Source organism: Kangsaoukella pontilimi (assembly GCF_009830125.1).
Taxonomy (GTDB): Bacteria; Pseudomonadota; Alphaproteobacteria; order Rhodobacterales; family Rhodobacteraceae; genus Kangsaoukella; species Kangsaoukella pontilimi.
The window spans coordinates 1,034,533-1,055,411 of record NZ_WUPT01000001.1; the positions used below are offsets into that span (position 1 = coordinate 1,034,533).

The 20,879-nt window shown below is 65.4% G+C and carries 18 protein-coding genes; 5 read left to right on the forward strand and 13 right to left on the reverse strand.

Annotated elements, in window-relative coordinates:
• Positions 1–35: 35 nt before the first annotated feature.
• A complete protein-coding gene (locus tag GQ651_RS05210; RefSeq protein ID WP_160763126.1) occupies positions 36–1,079 on the forward strand; it encodes a Hint domain-containing protein in 1,044 nt (347 codons plus the stop codon).
• On the opposite strand, the gene hflX is transcribed toward GQ651_RS05210, so the two are convergent.
• The 9 genes from hflX to dusB form a co-directional block, all read right to left on the reverse strand.
• Entirely contained in the window at positions 1,052–2,329 is a 1,278-nt protein-coding gene (gene hflX, locus GQ651_RS05215) for a GTPase HflX (protein WP_160763956.1), read from the reverse strand. The two genes, GQ651_RS05210 and hflX, sit on opposite strands and share 28 nt — an antisense overlap.
• On the reverse strand, positions 2,330–2,563 hold the full coding sequence (gene hfq / locus GQ651_RS05220) for an RNA chaperone Hfq (protein WP_160763127.1): 234 nt from the start codon (positions 2,561–2,563) through the stop codon (positions 2,330–2,332).
• A gap of 153 nt (positions 2,564–2,716) precedes the next feature.
• Positions 2,717–4,231 (reverse strand): TrkH family potassium uptake protein, encoded by a 1,515-nt coding sequence (locus tag GQ651_RS05225; RefSeq protein ID WP_160763128.1) that lies wholly within the window; start codon positions 4,229–4,231, stop codon positions 2,717–2,719.
• Positions 4,231–5,607, reverse strand: a complete 1,377-nt coding sequence (trkA, locus tag GQ651_RS05230) for a Trk system potassium transporter TrkA (RefSeq protein ID WP_160763129.1) — start codon at positions 5,605–5,607, stop codon at positions 4,231–4,233. Before trkA ends, GQ651_RS05225 begins: the two co-directional genes overlap by 1 nt.
• A gap of 205 nt (positions 5,608–5,812) precedes the next feature.
• Positions 5,813–7,228 (reverse strand): nitrogen assimilation response regulator NtrX, encoded by a 1,416-nt coding sequence (gene ntrX, locus GQ651_RS05235; RefSeq protein WP_160763130.1) that lies wholly within the window; start codon positions 7,226–7,228, stop codon positions 5,813–5,815.
• A gap of 13 nt (positions 7,229–7,241) precedes the next feature.
• Entirely contained in the window at positions 7,242–9,452 is a 2,211-nt protein-coding gene (locus GQ651_RS05240; RefSeq protein ID WP_160763957.1) for a sensor histidine kinase NtrY-like, read from the reverse strand.
• Between the two features lie 153 nt (positions 9,453–9,605).
• Positions 9,606–10,976, reverse strand: a complete 1,371-nt coding sequence (locus GQ651_RS05245) for a response regulator (protein WP_160763131.1) — start codon at positions 10,974–10,976, stop codon at positions 9,606–9,608.
• Positions 10,977–11,002: 26 nt separating this feature from the next.
• Positions 11,003–12,073, reverse strand: coding sequence for a two-component system sensor histidine kinase NtrB (locus GQ651_RS05250; RefSeq protein ID WP_160763132.1), 1,071 nt, complete (start codon positions 12,071–12,073; stop codon positions 11,003–11,005).
• Positions 12,070–13,047: a tRNA dihydrouridine synthase DusB gene (gene dusB / locus GQ651_RS05255; protein ID WP_160763133.1), complete on the reverse strand. Its 978-nt coding sequence runs from the start codon at positions 13,045–13,047 to the stop codon at positions 12,070–12,072. Before dusB ends, GQ651_RS05250 begins: the two co-directional genes overlap by 4 nt.
• 166 nt (positions 13,048–13,213) lie before the next feature.
• On the opposite strand from dusB, the gene GQ651_RS05260 reads away from it, so the two are divergent.
• From GQ651_RS05260 to GQ651_RS05275, 4 genes are all read left to right on the forward strand, one after another.
• Positions 13,214–14,377: a bifunctional 2-C-methyl-D-erythritol 4-phosphate cytidylyltransferase/2-C-methyl-D-erythritol 2,4-cyclodiphosphate synthase gene (locus GQ651_RS05260; protein WP_160763134.1), complete on the forward strand. Its 1,164-nt coding sequence runs from the start codon at positions 13,214–13,216 to the stop codon at positions 14,375–14,377.
• Entirely contained in the window at positions 14,374–14,865 is a 492-nt protein-coding gene (locus tag GQ651_RS05265; RefSeq protein ID WP_160763135.1) for a phosphatidylglycerophosphatase A family protein, read from the forward strand. The genes GQ651_RS05260 and GQ651_RS05265 overlap by 4 nt, the downstream gene beginning before the upstream one ends.
• Positions 14,862–15,329: a CinA family protein gene (locus GQ651_RS05270; protein WP_160763136.1), complete on the forward strand. Its 468-nt coding sequence runs from the start codon at positions 14,862–14,864 to the stop codon at positions 15,327–15,329. The genes GQ651_RS05265 and GQ651_RS05270 overlap by 4 nt, the downstream gene beginning before the upstream one ends.
• 154 nt (positions 15,330–15,483) lie before the next feature.
• Complete coding sequence (locus GQ651_RS05275) at positions 15,484–16,665, forward strand: ammonium transporter (RefSeq protein WP_160763137.1); 1,182 nt, start codon at positions 15,484–15,486, stop codon at positions 16,663–16,665.
• A gap of 129 nt (positions 16,666–16,794) precedes the next feature.
• Here the strand turns inward: GQ651_RS05275 and GQ651_RS05280 are convergent, their stop codons facing one another.
• From GQ651_RS05280 to GQ651_RS18645, 4 genes are all read right to left on the reverse strand, one after another.
• Positions 16,795–18,354, reverse strand: a complete 1,560-nt coding sequence (locus GQ651_RS05280) for a hypothetical protein (protein ID WP_160763138.1) — start codon at positions 18,352–18,354, stop codon at positions 16,795–16,797.
• 118 nt (positions 18,355–18,472) lie between these two features.
• On the reverse strand, positions 18,473–18,946 hold the full coding sequence (locus tag GQ651_RS05285; RefSeq protein WP_160763139.1) for a DUF2938 domain-containing protein: 474 nt from the start codon (positions 18,944–18,946) through the stop codon (positions 18,473–18,475).
• Positions 18,947–19,117: 171 nt separating this feature from the next.
• A complete protein-coding gene (locus GQ651_RS05290; RefSeq protein ID WP_160763140.1) occupies positions 19,118–19,711 on the reverse strand; it encodes a hypothetical protein in 594 nt (197 codons plus the stop codon).
• Entirely contained in the window at positions 19,708–20,802 is a 1,095-nt protein-coding gene (locus tag GQ651_RS18645) for a DUF4240 domain-containing protein (RefSeq protein WP_227257966.1), read from the reverse strand. The genes GQ651_RS05290 and GQ651_RS18645 overlap by 4 nt, the downstream gene beginning before the upstream one ends.
• Between the last annotated feature and the right edge of the window lie 77 nt (positions 20,803–20,879).

A 20,879-nucleotide genomic window follows, 5' to 3' on the forward strand; every position in this document is an offset into this window, starting at 1 on the left:
CCGGGCTAACCTGACCGGGAAGTGAGGACGACGGGATGGCGCAACTTTCCTTCTGGGCACGCGGTGACAGCAACACGGCGAATAACGCCTCGCTCAATGTCGAGACGACCAACACGACGCCGACCACGCTGCTGACCTTCGAGACATGGGGCGACAATGGCGACCTGTCGCTCGACCTGAACGGCGGGCAACCCGATCCGGACACGCGCGTCTATCTGGGCGACGGCACCGAGCCGCTCGAATTCACGGTGGAGTTCCGCGGCATCCTTCCGGGCAAGAACACCCTGAACGGTGTCGGGCCGGGCAATGCGGACCTGCGCGGCAAGGAGGTGACGATCATCACGCTCAGCACCGGCGAGCGGCTCTTCATTGTCACCGACGACTCGACGCTGAGCCTTCTCAGCTTCGATCCCGATGACGCCGCCGCCAAGGAAGCCGCCCGGCAGACGATGGAAAACTTTCCAAACGGAGCGTTCGCCCTCACCAATGTGGTGGTCTGCTACGCGGCGGGCACGCTGATCGCCACCCCTGAAGGCCCCTGTCCGGTCGAGGCGCTGACACCTGGCGATCTGCTGGTCGCCGCCGATGGCGCACCGGTGCGCGTCCGGCTGGTGGTGGCGCGGACTGTCCACGGGATTGAGATGCGCATATTCGAGACGCTCCGCCCCGTAACCCTGCCCGCCGGCCTCTTCGGTCCGGGACGGCCGATGCGCGACCTGACGGTCACGCCGCTGCACCGGATACTCGTCGAGGACCCGGAACTGGACCGACTCTTCGGTGCCGCACGGATGTATGTCCACGCGCGCGACCTGCCCGGTGCCCTGCCCGCGCCGCCCTCCGACCGGACCTTCGTGCATGTGCTCTGCGACCGGCACGCGGCGCTGATCGCGGAAGGCATTCCAAGCGAGAGCCTGTTTCCCGGCGATGTGGCTTTGATGCGTCTTTCGGCCGCCCAACGCGCCGAGATCGACGCGGCCTTGCCCGAACGCCCGCGCCAGACCGCCTTTCCCTGTCTCACCCGGAAAGAGGCCGCCGTCTGGCGCGCCGCCGTTCAGAGGCGCGAAAAGCGGACGGCCTGAATGGGCGTCCAGTAGACCTTGAGCCGGACACCGTCATCGGTCGGCATCTCTTCCGTCACCACGCCCTGATCGTAGAGCCATGCGCGCCGGCGCCCGTCACCATGGGCGAGCGTCACCACGTCCTCCGAGCGGTCGCGGTCGAGCGTGTCGGTGATGGCTGCGACCAACGTGTCCAGCCCGTCGCCCGACAGCGCCGAGACCGCGACCACCTCGGGTTTCCGGTCGGCCTCGGTCAGAAGCGCGCTGCGGTCGGTCGAGGTCAGCCGGTCGATCTTGTTCCAGACCTCGATCCGGGGCGTCTCCTGCCCGACGCCGATATCCGTCAGGATCGCCTCGACGTCTTCGGCCTGTTCTTCGGTCTCGGCATGGCTGATGTCGCGGACATGGATCACGAGATCGGCCTCGAGCACCTCTTCCAGCGTGGCGCGGAAGGCGGCGACAAGCTGGGTGGGCAGGTCCGAGATGAAGCCCACCGTGTCCGACAGGATGACCTCGCGGCCCGTGGGCAGGCGGACGGCACGCATGGTGGGGTCAAGCGTCGCGAAGAGCATGTCCTTGGCCATGACATCGGCGCCGGTCATGCGGTTGAAGAGCGTGGACTTACCCGCGTTCGTATAGCCCACGAGCGCCACGATGGGGTACGGCACCTTTGCCCGCGCCGCCCGGTGGAGACCACGGGTGCGGACGACCTTGTCGAGTTGCCGGCGGAGCCGCACGAGTTGCTCGTCGATGGCGCGGCGGTCGGCCTCGATCTGGGTCTCGCCGGGACCGCCGACAAAGCCGAGCCCGCCCCGCTGCCGTTCAAGGTGGGTCCAGGCCCGGACGAGGCGGGTGCGCTGATAGGTGAGCGCCGCCATTTCCACCTGAAGCACACCCTCGCGGGTTGCAGCGCGGTCGGAGAAGATTTCCAGGATCAGGCTGGTCCGGTCGAGGAGCTTGACCTTCCACTCGCGTTCGAGGTTCCGCTGCTGAACCGGCGTTACGGGTCCGTCGATCAGGACAAGTTCGACGTCCTCCGCCGCGATGCGCTGGCCGATTTCGGCCACCTTGCCCTTGCCGAAGAGAAGACCCGGCTGCGGCTTGGCAAGGCGCACGACGGAGGCGCCGACGACCTCGATTCCCGGCAGCGCATGGGCCAGCGATACGGCTTCGTCGAGCGCGAACGCAGCGTCCCGGCGCTCGGGGTCGCCGGTCAGTTCCGGATGCAGAACCAGGGCGCGCGTGGCCCCGGCATCGGTGGTGTCCAAGATTTACTCTTCGCCTTCGTAGAGGCTGATCGGCTGGGACGGCATGATGGTCGAAATCGCGTGCTTGTAGACAAGCTGCGACTGCCCGTCACGGCGCAGAAGTACGCAGAAGTTATCGAACCAGGTGATGACGCCCTGCAATTTGACGCCATTGATCAGGAAAATCGTCACAGGAACCTTCGTCTTTCTGACATGGTTCAGAAATGCGTCCTGAAGGTTTTGTCTGTCAGAAGCCATGAGTGTCTTAACCTTTTTTCTTGCATGGCAGCCGGTTGGGTCCGGCTGACCGGTCATATGGACCAGTATGGAATGCGATTCGCGCCATGACTAGCCCCTAATGGGGCCGAAATGGCCCTAAATTACACGGTTTTTCAAGCGCTTCCGCGCAGGTCAGCGCCAGAACTCGGGATTGAGCAGCGCGATGATGGCAAGCGTTTCAAGCCGACCGAGGATCATCGCCATGACCAGAACGCTCTTGGCGCCGTCGTTCAGGGCGGCCAGAATGATGGGTGCCTCGCCCGCCGCGCTGGCCAGCGGCCCGGTTGTGGACAGGGAGGCGACGGTCATGATCATCGCCTCTTCGAAGTTCAGCCCGAACCCCGCCAGAAGGGTCGAGACAATGGCGATGGTCAGCGCGAAGAGCATGAAGAAGATCCACGCCACATAGGCGCCCTGCCGGCGGAACCGCCGCGCCGCCTGCCCGGCGCCGCCCACCGACGAGGGCTGGACCAGCTTTTCCATCTCGCGGACGCCGTGCTTGTAGAGCGCGAAGATGCGCAACAGCTTCACGCCGCCAGCCGTCGTCGCCACTCCGCCCCCGAACAGCGCCAGCCCCATCAGCAGAACGCCGGGCGAGGACAGGCCCGACCATGCGCGCGCCGAGTCCCAGCCCGCACTTTCGAACCCGGTAGTGGTCAGGAAGGACGCCACCGTGAACAGCGCACCCCAGAGGCCAAGAAGGCCCTCGCGGAAGGAGACGTCCAGCGGCTCTTCGAAGGTCGACACCCAGTGGCGGAGAAACAGAAGAACCGTCAGCGAGACGATGATGGTCAGCCCCAGCTTCAGTTCCGGATCACGCGACAGCGACACCCATCCATCCGCCCGGTCATCCGCCGAGAAGGTCAGGCGTGACAGGGCAAAGACGAGGAACATCAGGATCAGCATTTCGCCCCCCAGCCCCGCGCCGCTCTGCTCGTTGCCCGCAAGGGGCGTGATGCCAGAGGTCGAAAGCGTCGACATCGCATGGCAGATCGCCACGAAGGGCCGGTCGCCAGCCAGGATCAGCGCCACCCAGAGCACCGCGGTCAGCCCGGCATAGACCGGAAAAAGCTTTGCCCCGAAGCGGACCAGCCGCTCGGAAGGGTCGGCAATGCGGTCGATGGCGGTGGTGCCGACGCTCGCGCCTTGGCCCACCTCTTCGGTCGAGGCCACTTCGAACCCGCCAAGGTTCAGAGGGGCAAGGATCGCGATGGCGGTCACCCAGACGAAAAAGCCTCCCAGCCATGCCACGAGCGCGCGCCAGAGATGCACGCTGTCGGGCAGGCGCTCGGGCGCGAACATGGTGAAGCCGGTGGTCGTCGCGCTCGACACCATCTCGACATAGGCGTTGAAGAACCGCGTATCGGGCACCGCCTCGGCCAGCGGCACCGCCAGCATCACGGGCAGGACTGTGTAGAAGGCAAGAAGCGAAATCAGGTGGCTCCGCCCCTGCCGCCGGATCACGTAGTTCGACGTGGCGATGCCGATCATCGCGAAAAGCGCCAGAAACAGGATCGAGGGATAGAGAAACGCGCGCGCCGTCTCCAGATCGCGGACGACCCAGGCATGAAGCGCCGGGATCAGCATTGCCAGTGCCCCGATACCGATCAGGAGCACGATCAGGGGAAGGCTGGCGAGCCGCGTCATCAGAAGAAGTCGATCGAGACCTGGAACAGCCGTTCGACCTCGGGCACATCGGCCGCCAGCGCGAAGACGACCACGACATCGCCCTCCTCGATCAGCGTCTCGCCAAGAGGACGGATCACCTTGTCATCCTTCATCAGCGCGCCCACCAGCACGCCTTCGGGAAAATCGATATCGCGGATGCGCTTGCCTGCCATGGGCGAGGTGGACAGGACCTGCGCCTCGATCACCTCGGCCTCGGCATCGCCGATGGAATAGACGCCCCGCACGCGGCCGTGCCGGATATGGCGCAGGATCGACGACACCGTGGTGGCGCGCGGGTTTATATAGGCGTCGATCTCCAGAGGCTCCATCAGCGGCAGAAGCGTCGGATCGTTGACCAGCGCAACGGTCATGCCCACGCCCGCCTGCTTGGCCCGGACCGAGGCCAGAAGGTTGGTCTTGTCGTCATCGGTCACCGCCAGAAGCGCGTCCGCGCGGTCGACCCCCGCTTCGGCCAGAAGCTCCATGTTCAGACCGTCGCCATGGAGAACGATGGTGCGCTCCAGCGAATCCGCCGCACGCTCCGCGATGTCGCGGTTCTTTTCGATCACCTTGGCGCGCAGCCGCTCGGTCTGGCCCTCCAGCGCCTTCGCCACGGCAAGGCCCACATTGCCGCCGCCGATGATGACCACGCGTTCCTGCCGCTTCACCGATTTCCCGAAAATCTCGAACGTCCGCGCGCGGTCATCCACATGGGTCATCACATAGATCTGGTCGTCTGCGAAAAGCTGATCGCCCGGCTCGGGCGCGAACAGCCGCTTTCCCCGCCGGACCCCCACCACGATGGCGCGGAGCGTCTGGAAGAGGTCGGTCAGCTGCCGGAGCGGCGTGTTGAGAACCGGGCATTCCTCGTCCAACTGAATGCCCAGGAGCATCGCCTTGCCGCCGAGAAAGCTCTCGGTGTCAAAAGCCGCGGGCGCCGCCAGCCGCCTCAGCGCCGCCTCGGCCACTTCGCGCTCGGGGCTGATCACAACGTCGATGGGCATGTGGTCGCGTCGGTAGAGGTCGGAATAGATCGCGGTCAGATAGCTCTGCGCGCGCAGACGCGCGATCTTGCGCGGCACGGCGAAGACCGAGTGGGCCACCTGGCAGGTGACCATGTTGACCTCGTCGGAATAAGTGGCGGCGATGATCATGTCGGCATCCCGCGCGCCCGCGCGATCGAGGATGTCGGGATAGCTCGCGTGCCCCGTGATGCCCTGCACATCCAGCGTATCGGCCGCGCGCCGGACCAGCTCGGGCTTGTTGTCGACGACGGTCACATCGTTCCGCTCGCCCGACAGATGCTTCGCGATCTGCCAGCCGACCTGGCCCGCGCCGCAGATGATGACCTTCATGAATGCCTCTCGGAGGACCCGTTGGGGGATGTCTGGCACGGGTGGCCGGGCCGTTCAAGACCGCCCTCCCCGCTTCGCCTGTTCGGAAATATCCCGGGGGACAGTGCGGGCGACAGCCTGCACCGGGGGGCAGCGCCCCCGCCCTGCGGCGCAGCCGCACGAAACATCGCGTGCGACCCCCGGGCCCGGGGGCCGCGCCGCCGGATCACGCGTCTTCCTCGATATCCTCGGCAACGGTGGCGAAACGGCTGCCCGCGCGGGTCGAGGTCACGACGTTCAGCGACTTGAGCTTCCGGTGAAGCGCCGAGCGCTCCATGCCGACGAAGCCCGCCGTGCGGCTGATATTGCCGCCGAAACGGTTGATCTGGGTCAGCAGGTATTCCCGCTCGAAGAGCTCGCGCGCCTCGCGCAAGGGCAGCGTTGCAAGGCTGCCCGACAGGATCACCTTCTCCTCGCCGCCGGCGCTCTCGTTCCCCTGGCCGGGGATTTCCGAAGCCGCGATCTCGCCGCCGTCACCGCCCAGGATCAGGACCCGCTCGACCATGTTCTTCAACTGCCGGACGTTCCCCGGCCAGGCCATGGTCTGCAGCATCGCCACCGCGTCATCCGACAGCTTTCTCAGCGGCAACCCTTGTGTCTTGTTGAACTCGCCGATGAAGAACTCGACCAGTTCGGGGATATCCTCGCGCCGGTCCGACAGCGCCGGCACCGCGATCGGCACCACATTCAGACGATGATAGAGCTCCTGCCGGAAGCTGCCGTTTTCGACCTCGGCTTCAAGATCGCGCGTCGTCGACGAGATCACCCGCAGGTCGACCCGCACCATGTCGCCGCCACCCACGCGCTGGAACTGCTGATCGGTGAGGACGCGGAGGATTTTCGACTGCGTGCCAAGCGGCATATCCGCCACCTCGTCGAAGAAGATGATCCCGCCATGGGCCTGCTCCAGAAGGCCAGGCTCGATCCCCCGGCCCGCGCTTTCGCGCCCGAAGAGCGCCTCTTCCATCCGTTCGGGTTCGACCGAGGCCGAGTTAACCACGACGAATGGCCCGCCCGAGCGGTTCGACTGGGCGTGAATCCAGCGTGCGGCGATCTCCTTGCCCGCGCCCGCCGGGCCGCTCAGCATCACGCGGCCATTGGACTTGGTGACCTTTTCAAGCTGGCTCTTCAGCGTGCGGAAGGCGGGCGAAGACCCGATCATGTCGGTGGTCGTCACGTCCTTCCGGCGAAGCGCCGAGTTCTCGCGGCGCAGGCGCGAGGTCTCCATCGCGCGGGTGATCACCACCATCAACTGGTCGATGTTGAAGGGCTTTTCGATGAAGTCGTAAGCGCCCTGCTTGATCGCAGCGACGGCGATCTCGATATTGCCATGACCCGAGATGATGATGACCGGCACGTCGGGGTTGTCGCGCCTGACCGATTTCAGAATGTCGATCCCGTCCATGTGGCTGTCCTTCAGCCAGATATCGAGGATCATCAGCGCCGGCGCCTCGCGGTTCATTTCGGCCATCGCCTCTTCCGAGTTGCCCGCCAGCCGGGTCGTGAACCCCTCGTCCTTCAGGATGTCCGAGATCAGCTCCCGGATATCGCGTTCGTCGTCGACTATCAGAATATCGCCCATGAATACCTCCTCGTCATTCGGCGACCTTGAGGCCGCCCTCTTTCGTTGCATGTGCCGCGATGGGCAGTGAAATTTCGGCCATGGCACCCACCTGACCGCTGTCATCCAGCGGCAGGGCATCGGTCAGGACGAGCGTCCCGCCATGTTCCTCGATGATCTTCTTCACGATGGACAGGCCCAGACCCGTCCCTTTCTCGCGTGTCGTCACGTAAGGTTCGAACAGACGCGACCGGTCCTCGGGGAGCCCGATCCCGTTGTCCGAAATACTGATGATCGCACGGTCGTCCTCGACCCGGAGCGCCACATGGACGCGGGCCGAATGCCCTTCAGGCAAAGCGCGATTTTCCTTCAGGGATTCAATCGCTTCCCCGCCGTTCTTGATCAGGTTCGTCAAAGCCTGCCCGATCATGGTCGCGTCCACATCCGCAGGCACCTGGTAGTGTGGCAGGTCGGAGGTGACGGGGATGCCGTCCACCGCTTCGTCCTGAAGCGTGACGGCGTCCCGGACAAGTTGAGCGAGGTCCTGAAGCGTGCGCTCGGGCTGCGGCATCCGGGCGAACTTCGAAAATTCGTCGACGATGCGGCGAAGGTCGTTGGTCTGGCGCACGATGACGTCGGTCATCTGGTCGAGCTGCTCGGCCCCCGCCTCGTCCAGTGCCGGGCCGAACTTGCGCTTGATCCGCCCCGCAGAGAGCTGGATCGGCGTGAGCGGGTTCTTGATCTCATGCGCGATGCGCCGCGCCACGTCGCCCCATGCCGCCATCCGCTGCGCGGTCACAAGATCGGTCACGTCGTCGAAGGCGATCACGAAGCCCTCACCCTCGCCATCGGCATTCCGCCGGGTGGCGATGCGGACGAGCAGCGTTTCGGCCACGCCATTCCGACTGATCCTGACCTCTTCCTGATCGGTTTCCCGGCCGGAGGCGCGGTGCCGGTCCAGAAGCGGCCGGAATTCGGCGGCGAGGTCCTCGAGCGGTTCCGAGCGTTCGCCCGCCCCTTCTTCGCCGAGAATGCGTTCCGCCGAGCGGTTGACGAAGGTGGTGCGGCCTTCGGCATCCAGCCCGATCACCCCCGCCGTGACCGATGACAGCACGCTGTCGAAAAGCCGCCGCCGACGCTCGATCTGGCGGTTTGTGGCGAGAAGCGCCTCGCGCTGGCCCTTCAGTTGGCGGGTCATCTGGTTGAAGAACCGGCCCACCATGGCGATTTCATCCTCGCCCTGTTCTTCCGGCAGCTGCACGTCGAGATCACCCGCGCCGACGCGTTGCGCCGCACCGGCAAGGCGGCCCACTGGGCGCGCCAGACGTTCGGCGAACCAGAGGCCGAGGAAGACGGCGGCAAGGATCAGCATGACCGCGAAACCGAGATACAGGAGGCCGAATTCGAAGACGACGCGGCCCCGCTCGGCTTCGAGCTGGGTATAAAGCTGCGCGGTCTCTTCGGCCTCGTCCAGAAGGCCGAGGATGCGGCCATCTACCTCGCGGGAGACATAGAGATACCGGTCGGGAAATGCGGTCAGGCGGATGAGCGTGCGGTATTCGTTGCCCTCGACATCCTCGATCACCACGGTCTCGCCCTGGGACGCGCGGGCTAGATCGGCGTCGGAGGGACGTTCGTAATCGAAGAGGTAGGAGCGCTCGCCACGTGCGCGGATATCGCGTGCGCCGTCGATCACGAAGGCTTCGCGAAGCCCCCGCTGAACCAGCGCCTGTCCCTGGCTGAGCAACTGGCGCAGCTCACCCTCGGAGAGGAAGACCGAGCGGCGGCGCGCCTCGTTCAGGTAGGCGGCGAGCGCCTCGCCATCGGCGGCGATGTCTGCGCGCTCCTCTTCCTGATAGGATTCGGCGGCGGCGAGCGACGCGCCCACGACGCCCCGCACACGGTCCGAGAACCAGCCTTCAAGGCCGATATTGATGGTGAGACCCGCGAAGATCGCCACCGTGACCGTCGGGATCAGCGCGATCAGAGCGAAGACCCCGGTCAGGCGCAGGTGTAGGCGGGACCCCGCCGATTTCGCGCGACGCGCGGCCACCATGGACGCGATCCGGGCCAGAACGAGGGCTGCGACGACCAGCACGTAGACAAGATCGGCAAGGATGACGAGTCGCAGAAGGAGGGTCGATCCCGAGCGATCGAGCGGGCCCAGCACCATGAAGGTGGCCAGCGCCAGAATGGGTCCCAGAACCACCAGCAGAAGCGTTGCGGCGTTCTGATAACGCCGCATCCGCCTGAGACGGCTCAGCTTTTCCCACGTGATTGCCCGTGCGCGCCCCGCCACGCGGACCCTCCGAAATGATGTGCCGTCGGTCACGGCAACCGCCCTATCTAGGTGGCATTTTTATCCACAGTTACCTGCGGGCCACTCTCTGTTGCGGTTTTACATCAATTTGCGGCGCCGTGTCACGCGGATATCGAGGTCGGTGATCTTCTTTCTGAGGGTATTCCGGTTGATGCCCAGAAGATCGGCGCATTTCGCCTGGTTGCCGCCCGTCGCGTCGAGCGCGATCTCGATCAGCGGCATCTCCATCTCTTTCAGGATCCGCTGGTACAGACCCGGCGGCGGCAGTTGCCCGCCATGGAGGTCGAAATAGCGGCGGAGATGCTTGGCGATGGAGGCCGACAGTTTCTCGCGATCGCCCCCGCCTGTCAGCGGCTCGATCGCGGGCTGATTGCCGAGGACCAGCTCCACTTCGCTGCGCCCGATAATATCCTCGCCGCCGGTGATGGCCAGACGGCGCACGGTGTTTTCAAGCTGGCGCACGTTGCCGGGCCAGGAATAGGCGCGGACAAGGTCCAACGCCTCGGGCGCGAAGCGGCGGACGGGCAGACCGTCGCGCTCGGCGCGGGCGAAGAAATGGTCGGCCAGAAGCGGGATATCCTCGACCCGTTCGCGGAGTGCGGGCACGGTCAGGGTCACGCCCCCCAGACGGTAGAATAGATCCTGCCGGAGCCGCCCTTCGTCCAGAGCACGGCCAAGGTCGGCCTGGCTGGTGGCCATGATCCGGGGCGCGTTGTCGGTGAAGCTGTCGAGCATCCTGACGATGCGCGCCTGCGCCTCTTCGTTCAGGTCGCCCACCTCTTCGAAGAGAAGCGTGCCGTTCCGCGCGCGGCTGATCAGCGTGGCGGGGCCTTCCATCTGTGCAAGATCCGTCGCCGTGGCCACGACGAAGGGCAGCGTACGGCGATCGGACAGGTCATGGATGGCGCGGGCGATGAGCGACTTGCCGGTGCCGGATTCGCCGGTCACGAGCACGGGCAGATCGGCATTCATCACGCGGGCGATCAGGCGGTAGAGCTCCTGCATGGCGGGCGTGCGACCGACGAGGGGCAGCTCGTCATTACCGGCCTCGGACGTCTCGGTCCGGGCAGAGACGGGTGCCCGGCGCTTGACCTCGAGCGCGCGGCTGGCGCGCTTCATCAGGTCGGGCAGGTCGAAGGGTTTGGGCAGGTAATCGTAGGCATCCGCCTCGGTCGCCTGAATGGCGGTCATGATCGTGTTCTGGGCCGAGATCACGATGACGGGCAGGCCCGGGCGCTGTTCGGCGATCTTGGGCAACTGGTCCAGACCGTTGCCGTCGGGCATGATGACGTCCGAGATCACAAGGTCGCCCTTGCCCTCTTCGACCCACCGCATGAGCGTGACCAGCGACGAGGTGGCATGCACCTTGCAGCCGGCGCGCGTCAGCGCCTGCGTCAGAACCGTGCGGATGGTGCGGTCGTCGTCGGCGACCAGGATCGTGCCATCCATGAAACCCTCCCCTTAAACTTTCAACGTCATTCCGCCACCTCTTTGGGGGCGACGGGCAGTGAAATCCGGAACACGGTGCGGCCGGGCGTCGAGTCGACGCTGATCCAGCCCTCGTGATCCGAAACGATTTTCGACACCAGCGCGAGGCCGAGCCCCGTGCCGTTCTCGCGCCCCGAGACGAAGGGCTCGAAGATGTCCTGAGCGATCTCGGGCGGCAGGCCCGGACCGTCGTCGATGATCTCGACCTGCAAGGGCAGCGAAGCGGTGCCGTCCTTGCGCCTCAGCCTCAGCGACATCTCGTAGAAGGTCCGTATGCGGATCGTGCCCGGCTGCCCCTTGGTCGCTTCGGCGGCGTTCTTTAGCAGGTTCAGAAAGACCTGCACCATCTGGTCGCCGTCCACATAGGTCGACGGCAGCGAGGGGTCGTAATCCTCGCGGATGGTCATATGCGCGGCAAAGCCCACATTGGCCGACTTGCGCGCGCGTTCGAGAAGGTCGTGAATGTTCACGGCGCGGCGCTGCGGCGGGCTGAGATTGCCGAATTGCTCGACCTGATCCAAGAGCGAGACGATGCGGCGGCTTTCCGAGACGATGAGGTCGGTCAGTTCCAGGTCGTCGCCGCTCAGGTTCATCGACAGAAGCTGTGCCGCGCCGGTGATCCCTGCCAGCGGGTTCTTGATTTCATGGGCCAGCATCTCGGCCATGCCGATGGCGGATTTTGCCGCCGACTTGACCGATTGCGAGCGCCCTAGCCGGTCGGCGATGCCGCGCGGCTCCATCAGGACAAGGACGAAACCGGGCATGCCCGTCATCGGTGCGATCTGGATATTGCAGCTTACCGGGGCGAGGTTGCCGCTGCCCACGTCTACCGTGTTCATGAAAAGCGAGGACTGATCGACACGGACCCGGCGGAACGAGTCGTCGAGGGGCGCATCGATGGCGAGGACATCGAAGACCGGCTGGCCCCGAAGCGAGCGCACCGAGACGTTGAGAAAGCTCTCGGCGGCGGGGTTGACCTCGGCGATCATGTCGCCCGGATCGAGCAGGAACGCGGGGACCGGCAGCGACAGCCAGAGGTTTTCGGCAAAGCCCTTCATGCGGCGAGCCTTTCGCCAAGGGCGTCGGGCAGGATGTCGAGCACGCGAGAGGGCTCGCCCGTCAGCACGCGCTTCCGGAGCGCGGGCGGTGTGCCGGCGCGGTCCATGTACCAGCCGAGATGCTTGCGGACGACGCGCGCGCCGAGCGTCTCGCCATAGAAATCGAGGCTGGCCCGATAGTGGCGGGCCACCATGTCCACAAAAGCGCTACCCGTGGGCACGCGCGGCGCAGAGCGGAGCCATCCGAGGCCATGGGCGATTTCGGCGAGGCGCCAGGGCGCACCCTGGATGCCGCGCCCCACCATGACGCCGTCGGCACCCGAAAGGGCCAGAGCGGTGCGGGCGCTGGTCAGATCGATGATGTCGCCATTGGCGATGACGGGAACGCTGACGGCGCGCTTGACGGCGGCGATGGCGGCCCAGTCGGCGCGGCCCTTATAGAACTGACAGCGGGTGCGGCCGTGAATGGTGATCATCCTGACGCCCGCCTGTTCTGCGCGGGCCGCGATGGCGGCCGCGTTCAGGCAGTCGTCGTCCCAGCCAAGCCGCATCTTGAGCGTCACCGGCACGCTGACCGCGCCCACGACCGCCTCGATCAGCGACAGCGCGTGGTCGGGCGTTTTCATCAGGGCCGAGCCGGAGAGCCCGCCCGTCACCTTCTTGGCCGGGCAGCCCATGTTGATGTCGATGATCCGCGCGCCGTTCGCTTCGACCATGCGCGCCGCTTCGGCCATCCAGCGGGCGTCGCGCCCGGCAAGCTGAACGGAGTTCGCGGCTTCTCCAAAACCCAGTTCGGCGCGTTCGCGGACGCTGGGCTTGGCCTGTACCATCTCCTGGCTCGCCACCATCTCGGACACGACAAGGCCCGCGCCAAAGGACGCGACCAGTTGCCGGAACGGCAGGTCCGTGATCCCCGCCATGGGCGCGAGGAACACCGGCGGGTCGAGGGTGATATCGCCAAGAGCGACGGCCATGCTCATTCCTTGTGCATATGGGGCCGAGGTAGCCTTGCCCCGGCGGCTTCACAACTGTTCCAGCGGGCTTGAAGCCTGCGATTACAGCATTTGCACAAAAATTAATCGTTTTCCATCCTGTTTCGCGAGCATTGTCACCGAAGGCACCACGGAATAGACGTGAGCCATGAGCGATCCCCGGCCCCTCACCCACGCCGCCCTGATCGTCGCGGCCGGTCGCGGCACGCGCGCCGGCGGAGAGATTCCGAAGCAATGGCAACCGCTTGGGGGCCGGCGGGTCATCGACTGGACGCTGGATGCCTTTCGCGCCAGCCCGCATATATCGCGGATCGTCGTCGTGCTGCATCCCGATGACATGGGGCGTCTCACAGATGCCGATCTTCTGACCGTCGCGGGTGGCGCGACCCGTGCGGCCTCGGTCCGGGCGGGGCTGGAGGCGCTGGCCGCCAAACCGACCGATTGCGTGCTGATCCATGACGCCGCGCGCGCGACGATCCCGGACAGCGTCATCGCCGATATGTGCCGGATGCTGGAAGAGCACGACGCCGTGGCGCCCGGCGTGGCGATCTCGGACGCGCTCTGGACGACCGACAGCCCGGAGTCGCGCGAGGTCGCCGGTACGGCGGACAGAAGCCGACTCTGGCGGGCGCAGACGCCGCAATGCTTCCGGTTCGAGACGATCCTTGCCGCGCACCGCGCGCAGGAGGACGACGCGGCGGATGATGTCGAGGTCGCGCGCCGCGCGGGCATCCCCGTGGTCATCGGTCCGGGGCATCCCGATAACATCAAGATCACCACGCGCGAGGATTTCGCCCGCGCCGAACGGATACTCAAGGAAAGGACCGGGGGCATGGATATACGCCTCGGCAACGGGTTCGACGTCCACCGCTTCGGGCCGGGGGACCACGTGACGCTGTGCGGCGTGGATATCCCCTTCGACCGGGGGCTGCAGGGGCATTCGGATGCCGACGTGGCGATGCATACGGTCACCGACGCGATCTATGGCGCGCTGGCCGAGGGCGATATCGGGCGGCATTTCCCACCCAGTGATCCCCAGTGGAAGGGCGCGGCGAGCCGGATTTTCCTGGAGCATGCAGTGGAGCTGGCCGCCAAGCGCGGGTTCGCCATCGGCAACGTGGACTGCACCATCATCTGCGAGTTCCCCAAGATTGGCCCACATGCGGCGGCGATGCAGGCCGAGATGGGGCGTATCATGGGTCTGGACGCGGCCCGCATCAGCATCAAGGCCACAACCAGCGAAAGGCTGGGCTTCACGGGGCGCGGTGAGGGAATCGCCGCCATTGCCACCGTGACCCTGATCGCAACATGAGACGGATCATTCTTACATTCTTCGGATCGGGCCTTATCCGCCCTGCCCCCGGCACCTGGGGGTCGCTGGCTGCGCTGCTGGTCGCGTGGCCGCTTCACGCGCTGGCGGGGCCCTATGCGCTCGGCGCGGCGGCGGTGCTGGCCTATGTCATAGGGCTGGAAGCGGTGAAGGGCGAGCTTGCCGAAGGAGACGACCATGATCCGTCATGGGTGGTCATCGACGAGGCGGTGGGCCAGTGGCTGGCGCTGCTGCCGGTCTCGGCGGGGGCGATCGTGTCGGGCGCGCCTGTCACGGCGCTCTGGCCGGGGATCGTGGCGGCCTTCGTCCTGTTCCGGCTCTTCGACATCTGGAAGCCGTGGCTGGTGGGCCGGGCGGACCGCAGGGGCGACGCAGTGGGCGTGATGCTGGACGATGTCTGGGCGGGAATCTTTGCAGGCGTGGGCGTTCTGATCCTCGCCGCGCTGGCCCACGGGCTGATGCGGGTATGAGCGCCGAACGGCTCCTGGAGCTTGCGCGCCGGGCGGGCGTCACGGTTGCCACGGCGGAAAGCTGCACCGGCGGGCTGATCGCCGGGGCGATCACCGAGGTGCCGGGCTCGTCGGACATTTTCGACCGGGGCTTCGTCACCTATTCCAACGCGGCAAAGACCGAGATGCTGGGCGTCGATCCCGCGCTGATCGAGGCTCATGGCGCGGTCAGCGAAGAGGTCGCCAGCGCCATGGCCGAGGGCGCGCTTGCCCGCTCGGGTGCCGCGCTGGCCGTGTCGGTAACAGGTATCGCCGGGCCGGGCGGGTCCGAGCACAAGCCCGAGGGGCGGGTCTGTTTCGGGTTGGCGCGGACGGGCGCCGAGACGCAGGTGGAAACGGTCGAGTTCGGGGCCAAGGGGCGACATGCGGTGCGCGCGGCCACGGTCGCGCATGCATTGGAATTGCTGATCCGCGCGCTTTCCTAAACCGTCCAAATTTTAAGCAAAACGCCCCCGAGTGCGCATCCTTTCGCGGCAAATTGCACTCTGCATAATTTTGTTGCCCCTTTTTCGGCAGTTGCCGCTTTTCTCTGCAGCCTGAACCCGCTTCCCCTCCCCCACAAAAATCAGGAGGGACATCATGGTAGGGGCAGATACAGCCTGGATCATCGTAGCGACGGCGCTCGTCTTGTTCATGACGCTGCCGGGGCTGGCGCTGTTTTACGGGGGCCTTGTGCGCTCGCGGAACGTGCTGAGCGTTTTCATGCATTGCTATGCCATTGCCTGCGCCATGAGCGTGGCGTGGCTGGCGCTCGGCTATTCCATCGCCTTCGGTTCGGGCGGATCGGGCTTCTGGGGCGGTCTCGACAAGATGTTCCTGGCGGGCATCGACGCCGAGACGGTGTCGGGCACCCTGCCCGAGGTTCTGTTCTTCGCCTTTCAGATGACCTTCGCGATCATCACGCCCGCGCTGATCGTGGGCGCCTATGTGGAGCGGACGAATTTCGGCTTCGTCCTGCTGTTCTCGACGCTCTGGATGCTGCTCTGCTATGCGCCGGTGGTCCACTGGGTCTGGGGCGGCGGGTTCCTGGCGGATGGCGGCATCTTCGGCGAGACCGGCGTGCGCGACTTCGCCGGCGGCATCGTGGTCCACGAGACGGCGGGCATCGCCGCGCTTGTCATCGCCGTCTTCCTCGGTGCGCGAAAGGACCGGACAAAGCCGCCGCACAATCCCGGCCTGGTCATGATCGGGGCGGCGATGCTCTGGGTCGGCTGGTTCGGCTTCAACGGCGGCTCGCAGCTTGCCGCGGACGGGGGCGCCGCCATGGCGCTGACCGTGACGCATATCTCGGCCGCGACCGCGTCGCTGACCTGGGCGCTCTGGGAGCGGATCAAGTACGGCAAGGCGTCGCTCGTGGGCATGGTCACGGGCACGATCGCGGGTCTGGCGTCCATCACGCCGGCCAGTGGCTTCGTCGGCCCGGTCGAAGCGCTGATCATCGGCGCTGTGGCGGGAATCCTCTGCCAGGAAGCGGTGAACGTCATCCGTAACGTGCTGACCATCGACGATACGCTGGACGTCTTCGCGGTGCACGGCGTGGGCGGGATCTTCGGCACGATCATGATCGCGATCTTCGGCGCGGGCAGCTTTGCCGCGCAGCTGGGCAGCCTTGCCATCGTGGGCGTCTTTACCGTGGTGGTGACCGTGTTGCTGGTGATCGTCTGCCGGGCGATCGTGGGTCTGCGCGTCGATGAAGAGACCGAGACGACGGGTCTCGACCTCGCCCAGCATGGCGAGCGAGCCTATGACGTGACCTCGTAAGGGGCCGTTCTTTTGGACAGAAAGCGCCCTCGCGGGGAGACCCGCGGGGGCGTTTTCTTACTTGGCATATGCAGTTTGATTGAGGCGTGAGGGCGATTGCGATTTGTCATCACCGCAGCCGCGATCTGCTCACGGTCGCCCCTCCCGAAGCACCTCGATGACCGACACCTCCTCGGACACCGCGTGACGTTTCCAGCCCACTCCGGTGTCGGGGCAGCGGCCCTCATCCGGAACGACGATCCCGGTCGTTGAAAAGAGGTCCGCAAGTGACGGGTCGAACACGACGAAGTCGGGCGGCCTGATTTCTTGCGTCACGGGAATCCGGGGAACATAGGCGGTAACTCTGGGGCCGAAATCGTAGGCCAGGAAGCCACAGAATGTGTTATAGCCAGCCAAGGGGCGTAAGATCCAACCGCCCTCCAAGCCGAGCATTCGGGTCGGATGGATAGACGTCACAAGCGATTCCGAATGCACACCAAGCGCCACGAGCTTCGACCTGACGGCGTCGTTGTCGACCAGCTGTCCATTGTCGCGCGCTTCTCCCGCGACGTAGCTGTTCACCACGTCGATCGCGAACCAGCCATTGAGAACCGCGAGACCAAGTATCACGAAGCGCGCTTTAGGCGCAGATGCCAGCACATAGGCAACCAAGCTCGCGCACATCACGAGGGAGGCCGGTAGCAACGCCTCGGAAAACACGAAGGCGATTGAGGCAAGAGCAGCGAAGCCCGCCGCCAGAGGTACGGAGAGGATGAATTCGCGCACGCCAAGTCCCGGTGCCCTCCGCCTTTTCCGCATTACGGCCACGACAACTGCCGTGACGAGCAGGCCGCCCGCAACCTCGTCATTCGTGCCCATGGATTCGAGGATGAGTTCGAGCGACTCGGCGAGGTTCGAGCGCCAGTTTTCGAAAAACGCTTTCGGGTAGGCTGCGATCACATCGCCCAGACTGCCGAAGCTCTCCTGTCCGACCCACCACCAGTTGGCCGGGCCCGCCTCATGCAGGCTCGAGCCGATGTTCATGTATTGCCACGAGTGGAGCGGAGAGCCGTTCATCGCCGTGTTGTGGACCCACCACGGCAGACTGACCATCACGAAAACGGCCGAATAGAGCAGGAAGCTCCTAAGTCCGCCGGGCCGGCTGAACAGGAGGAGCAGACCGACCACAAGAGCGGCGGCGTAGCTTGTATATCGGGTCAGGCCCGCCAGTCCGAGAAGAAGCGCGCATATCAAGAGCGGCGCGGCGCTGCCCGTGTCGCGAAACCTCGACGCAACCACAAATGCCGCAAGCACGAATGCCGTTTCAAGCGCATGGTTTTCGACCTGCAACCCCATCAGGAGGACATGTGCGTTTCCGCCGATGAAGGCGGTGCCTATCAAGGCGGCGAGACTGTCGATGCCGCGCAGTCGAAGATACGCGTAGGCAATGGCGAGGACCGCCGCATAGCTGGTCAGAGAAACCGCGCGCCCCACGTCGAAGGGATCACCAAGCCCCAGAAGCAGCGGTTGAAACGGTGGCCAGAAATGGCTGGCCCAACCGGTATAGATCCCGCTTTCCCAGAAGTGAGACCCGCTGGCGAATTGCATTGCGGCGTCCCACTCTTCGAGCACTTCCCGCGAGAGAGCGGTCTTGAGCGCGAAAGCCAGCAGAGCAGCCAGAAAGGCGAGCACAAGAAGCGCTTCACCCAAGCGCCACGTGTTTGCAGGAGGGGACCGGTCCGCTTTCATGCCCGAAGCGCCGTCACGGTCGGCTCCGTCGCCAACGACGAAAGACGGGTCGTCCCATTCATGTCGCGGCTTGGGGACGTCACACCAGCGCTCCTACCCAGAGACCCACCGCGAAGACGGTATGCGCCACGAGGTTCATCGCGCGCACCATCCATGGGTTGGGCGTTTTCGACGCCGCCCAGCCGAGGCCGAGGCCCGGCTGCAGCAGGAACCAGCCGAAACCCACCATCAGAATCGAGAAAATCCACGCAGGCAGAAAGGTCGGGTCTGTCAGCCAGTCGGCCCCCATGATGGCGGCGAGCGCGACGCCGTAGACGATCCCCACCCCGTAATGAAGCCCCCAGCCCATCTGAAGCTCTCCCGAGACGGGTGCGGCATCCGCGATATCGTCGTGGAACACTTTGCCCCGGGGCAGATGCGCCACCCACCGACCGGGCATGGCCCAGTTGGGCAGCGGTTGCCCGGCAAAACGGTTGAGCGCCAGCGCCCAGAGGTCCATGGCCAGCGTGGCGAGCAGGCCCATGAGTAGGCCTGACAACAGTATTTCGGTCATGTGCTCATCCCTCCGCTTTGAGAGTGTTGTCTCAGGTTGAGGCGGTGGTGACCAGACGGAGGGTGCGAAAACACGAAAGGCGCTGTGACGACCACGCACCGCCCCGCTTCAAAGCGGCCTGCGCGGCCGGTGCCGACAAAGACCCATGCGACGCCCCCGGGCCCGGTTTCCCTAGTCGGGCAGCGCGCTCTTCAGCGCATCGAGCCGGGCGCGGTCGGCCTCGGTTCCGCAGCGCTCGACGACGCCGCGGCAGAGGTCGAAGGTCTCGATCGCGTCCTGAGGGTCCGGATCGCGGGCCAGTGTCGCTTCGGTGACGTGAAGCCAGATCCCGGCCGCAAGGTCAGGCCGTCCGTCTGCCTCGAACCGCGCGAAGGCCTCGCGCAATTCTTCGAGCGGTATCCCGTCGCTGGCGGCGGGGCGCTTGTTCGACCCGGTCTCGACCGTCCATGGCAGGTCGCGATACTCGCGATCCCAGAAGGGACGTTCGATGAAGTGACGGGCGACGAGGTCGTGAAGCCCGCGCGCGAAGTATTCGCCCTGAAGCCAGAACAGGTTCTGTCCCCAGTAGTCGCGTTCAATCGCTCCGATGGCTTCGTCGCTGTATCCGCGCGCCTCGTCCGCGGCGCGAAGGCGGTCGGCGTTGTCTCGGCCCCATTGGCGGGCAAACTCGAAGAACGCCTCGAAATCGGCGGTGAAATCCTGAAACGCCGGCTGAAAGGCCGCGATGATCTCGGCCCGGGGGCGAAATTCGTGGGCACCGGTCATGACAGGCGCCCGGCGAGATTTGGAAGCATGGCTGCGAAGTCGTCCTCCTTGGGGTCGAGGCGTTTCGTCTTCGGCTGCCGAAGGCGCGGCATGTCCTTGCCCACGCGCATTACGAAGGCCTGCTCGACCGCGTTGAGTAGCCCCTCTGCGAGCGGTTTGCCGGTAAGCGTGGCGGGGTCGAACGCGTCGGGATCGGCGAGGATGGAGGTGAATACGGTTCTGCCCTGAAGGACCAGCCAGTTTCTGAAATACTCAAAGGCATCGTCGCTGCAGCCGTCCATCAAAAGATAGGCCAGCGCCCAGATATCCTCCCGACAGGCCTCGGCCACGCGGTCCGTCGCCATCTGTCCAAAAGTCTTGATCGCGGCGGCGCTGTAGGCGGCAAGCCGGTCCGGTAGCGTGTCGAGCCTTTCGTCCGCCGTCTGACCGCCCGTCCCGACGAGATGCCAGAACAGGGCGTCGTCCATCTGATCCTGTAGGGGCTTCTGCGCGATGCGCGTTCTCTCTTCGGCAAGGATTTCGCCATGCACCCGATCAAGCCACGCCTTCTCACGCTCGGTTCCGTACGCCTCGAAGTAGCGGCGGGCGAGCGCGATCGCCTCAAGCACCACGCGCCTGGAGGTGTCGAAGGACTCCTTGTGGTGGTCGAAGGCTGCTTGTTGCGACGCATCCTTCTTCAGTTTTTTCGCCGCCGCGTCCCTGTCGCGCAGATCGTCCCAGAACATGGTGGCGTTCTTGCGGATATAGTGTTCCCAGCACCGGACCGCACGCGGCCCTTCGCCGATTGCGACGAAGCGTCGGATACTCGACCGGAGGTGCCGGTGGGGCAGCCCCCGCCCCCATTCGTCGATCTTGTAATGCGCCTCAACAAGGTCAGCGCGGCCGCGTTGAAGGTAGAATGCGACGAGTTGCTCGAACGCGCCGCCCCTGGCATGCGCGAGGGCGGGAAACCTGAGCGAAGCCGCATCGGGCACCTTGCCACGGGCGACCTTCCTCGCGTGGTCGGCGAGGTTCAATGCGTCGTCCTCGAGCGACCGGAACTTCGGCCGGAACGTGTCGAGCGCGTCCGCGATCAGCAGGGTGGTATCCATCGATTTCAGGCCCCGGTCCTGTCGGCGCCCCGCCAGCTCGACCATGTGGAAGAGAGTGTAGCCTATCTCGGCCGCCG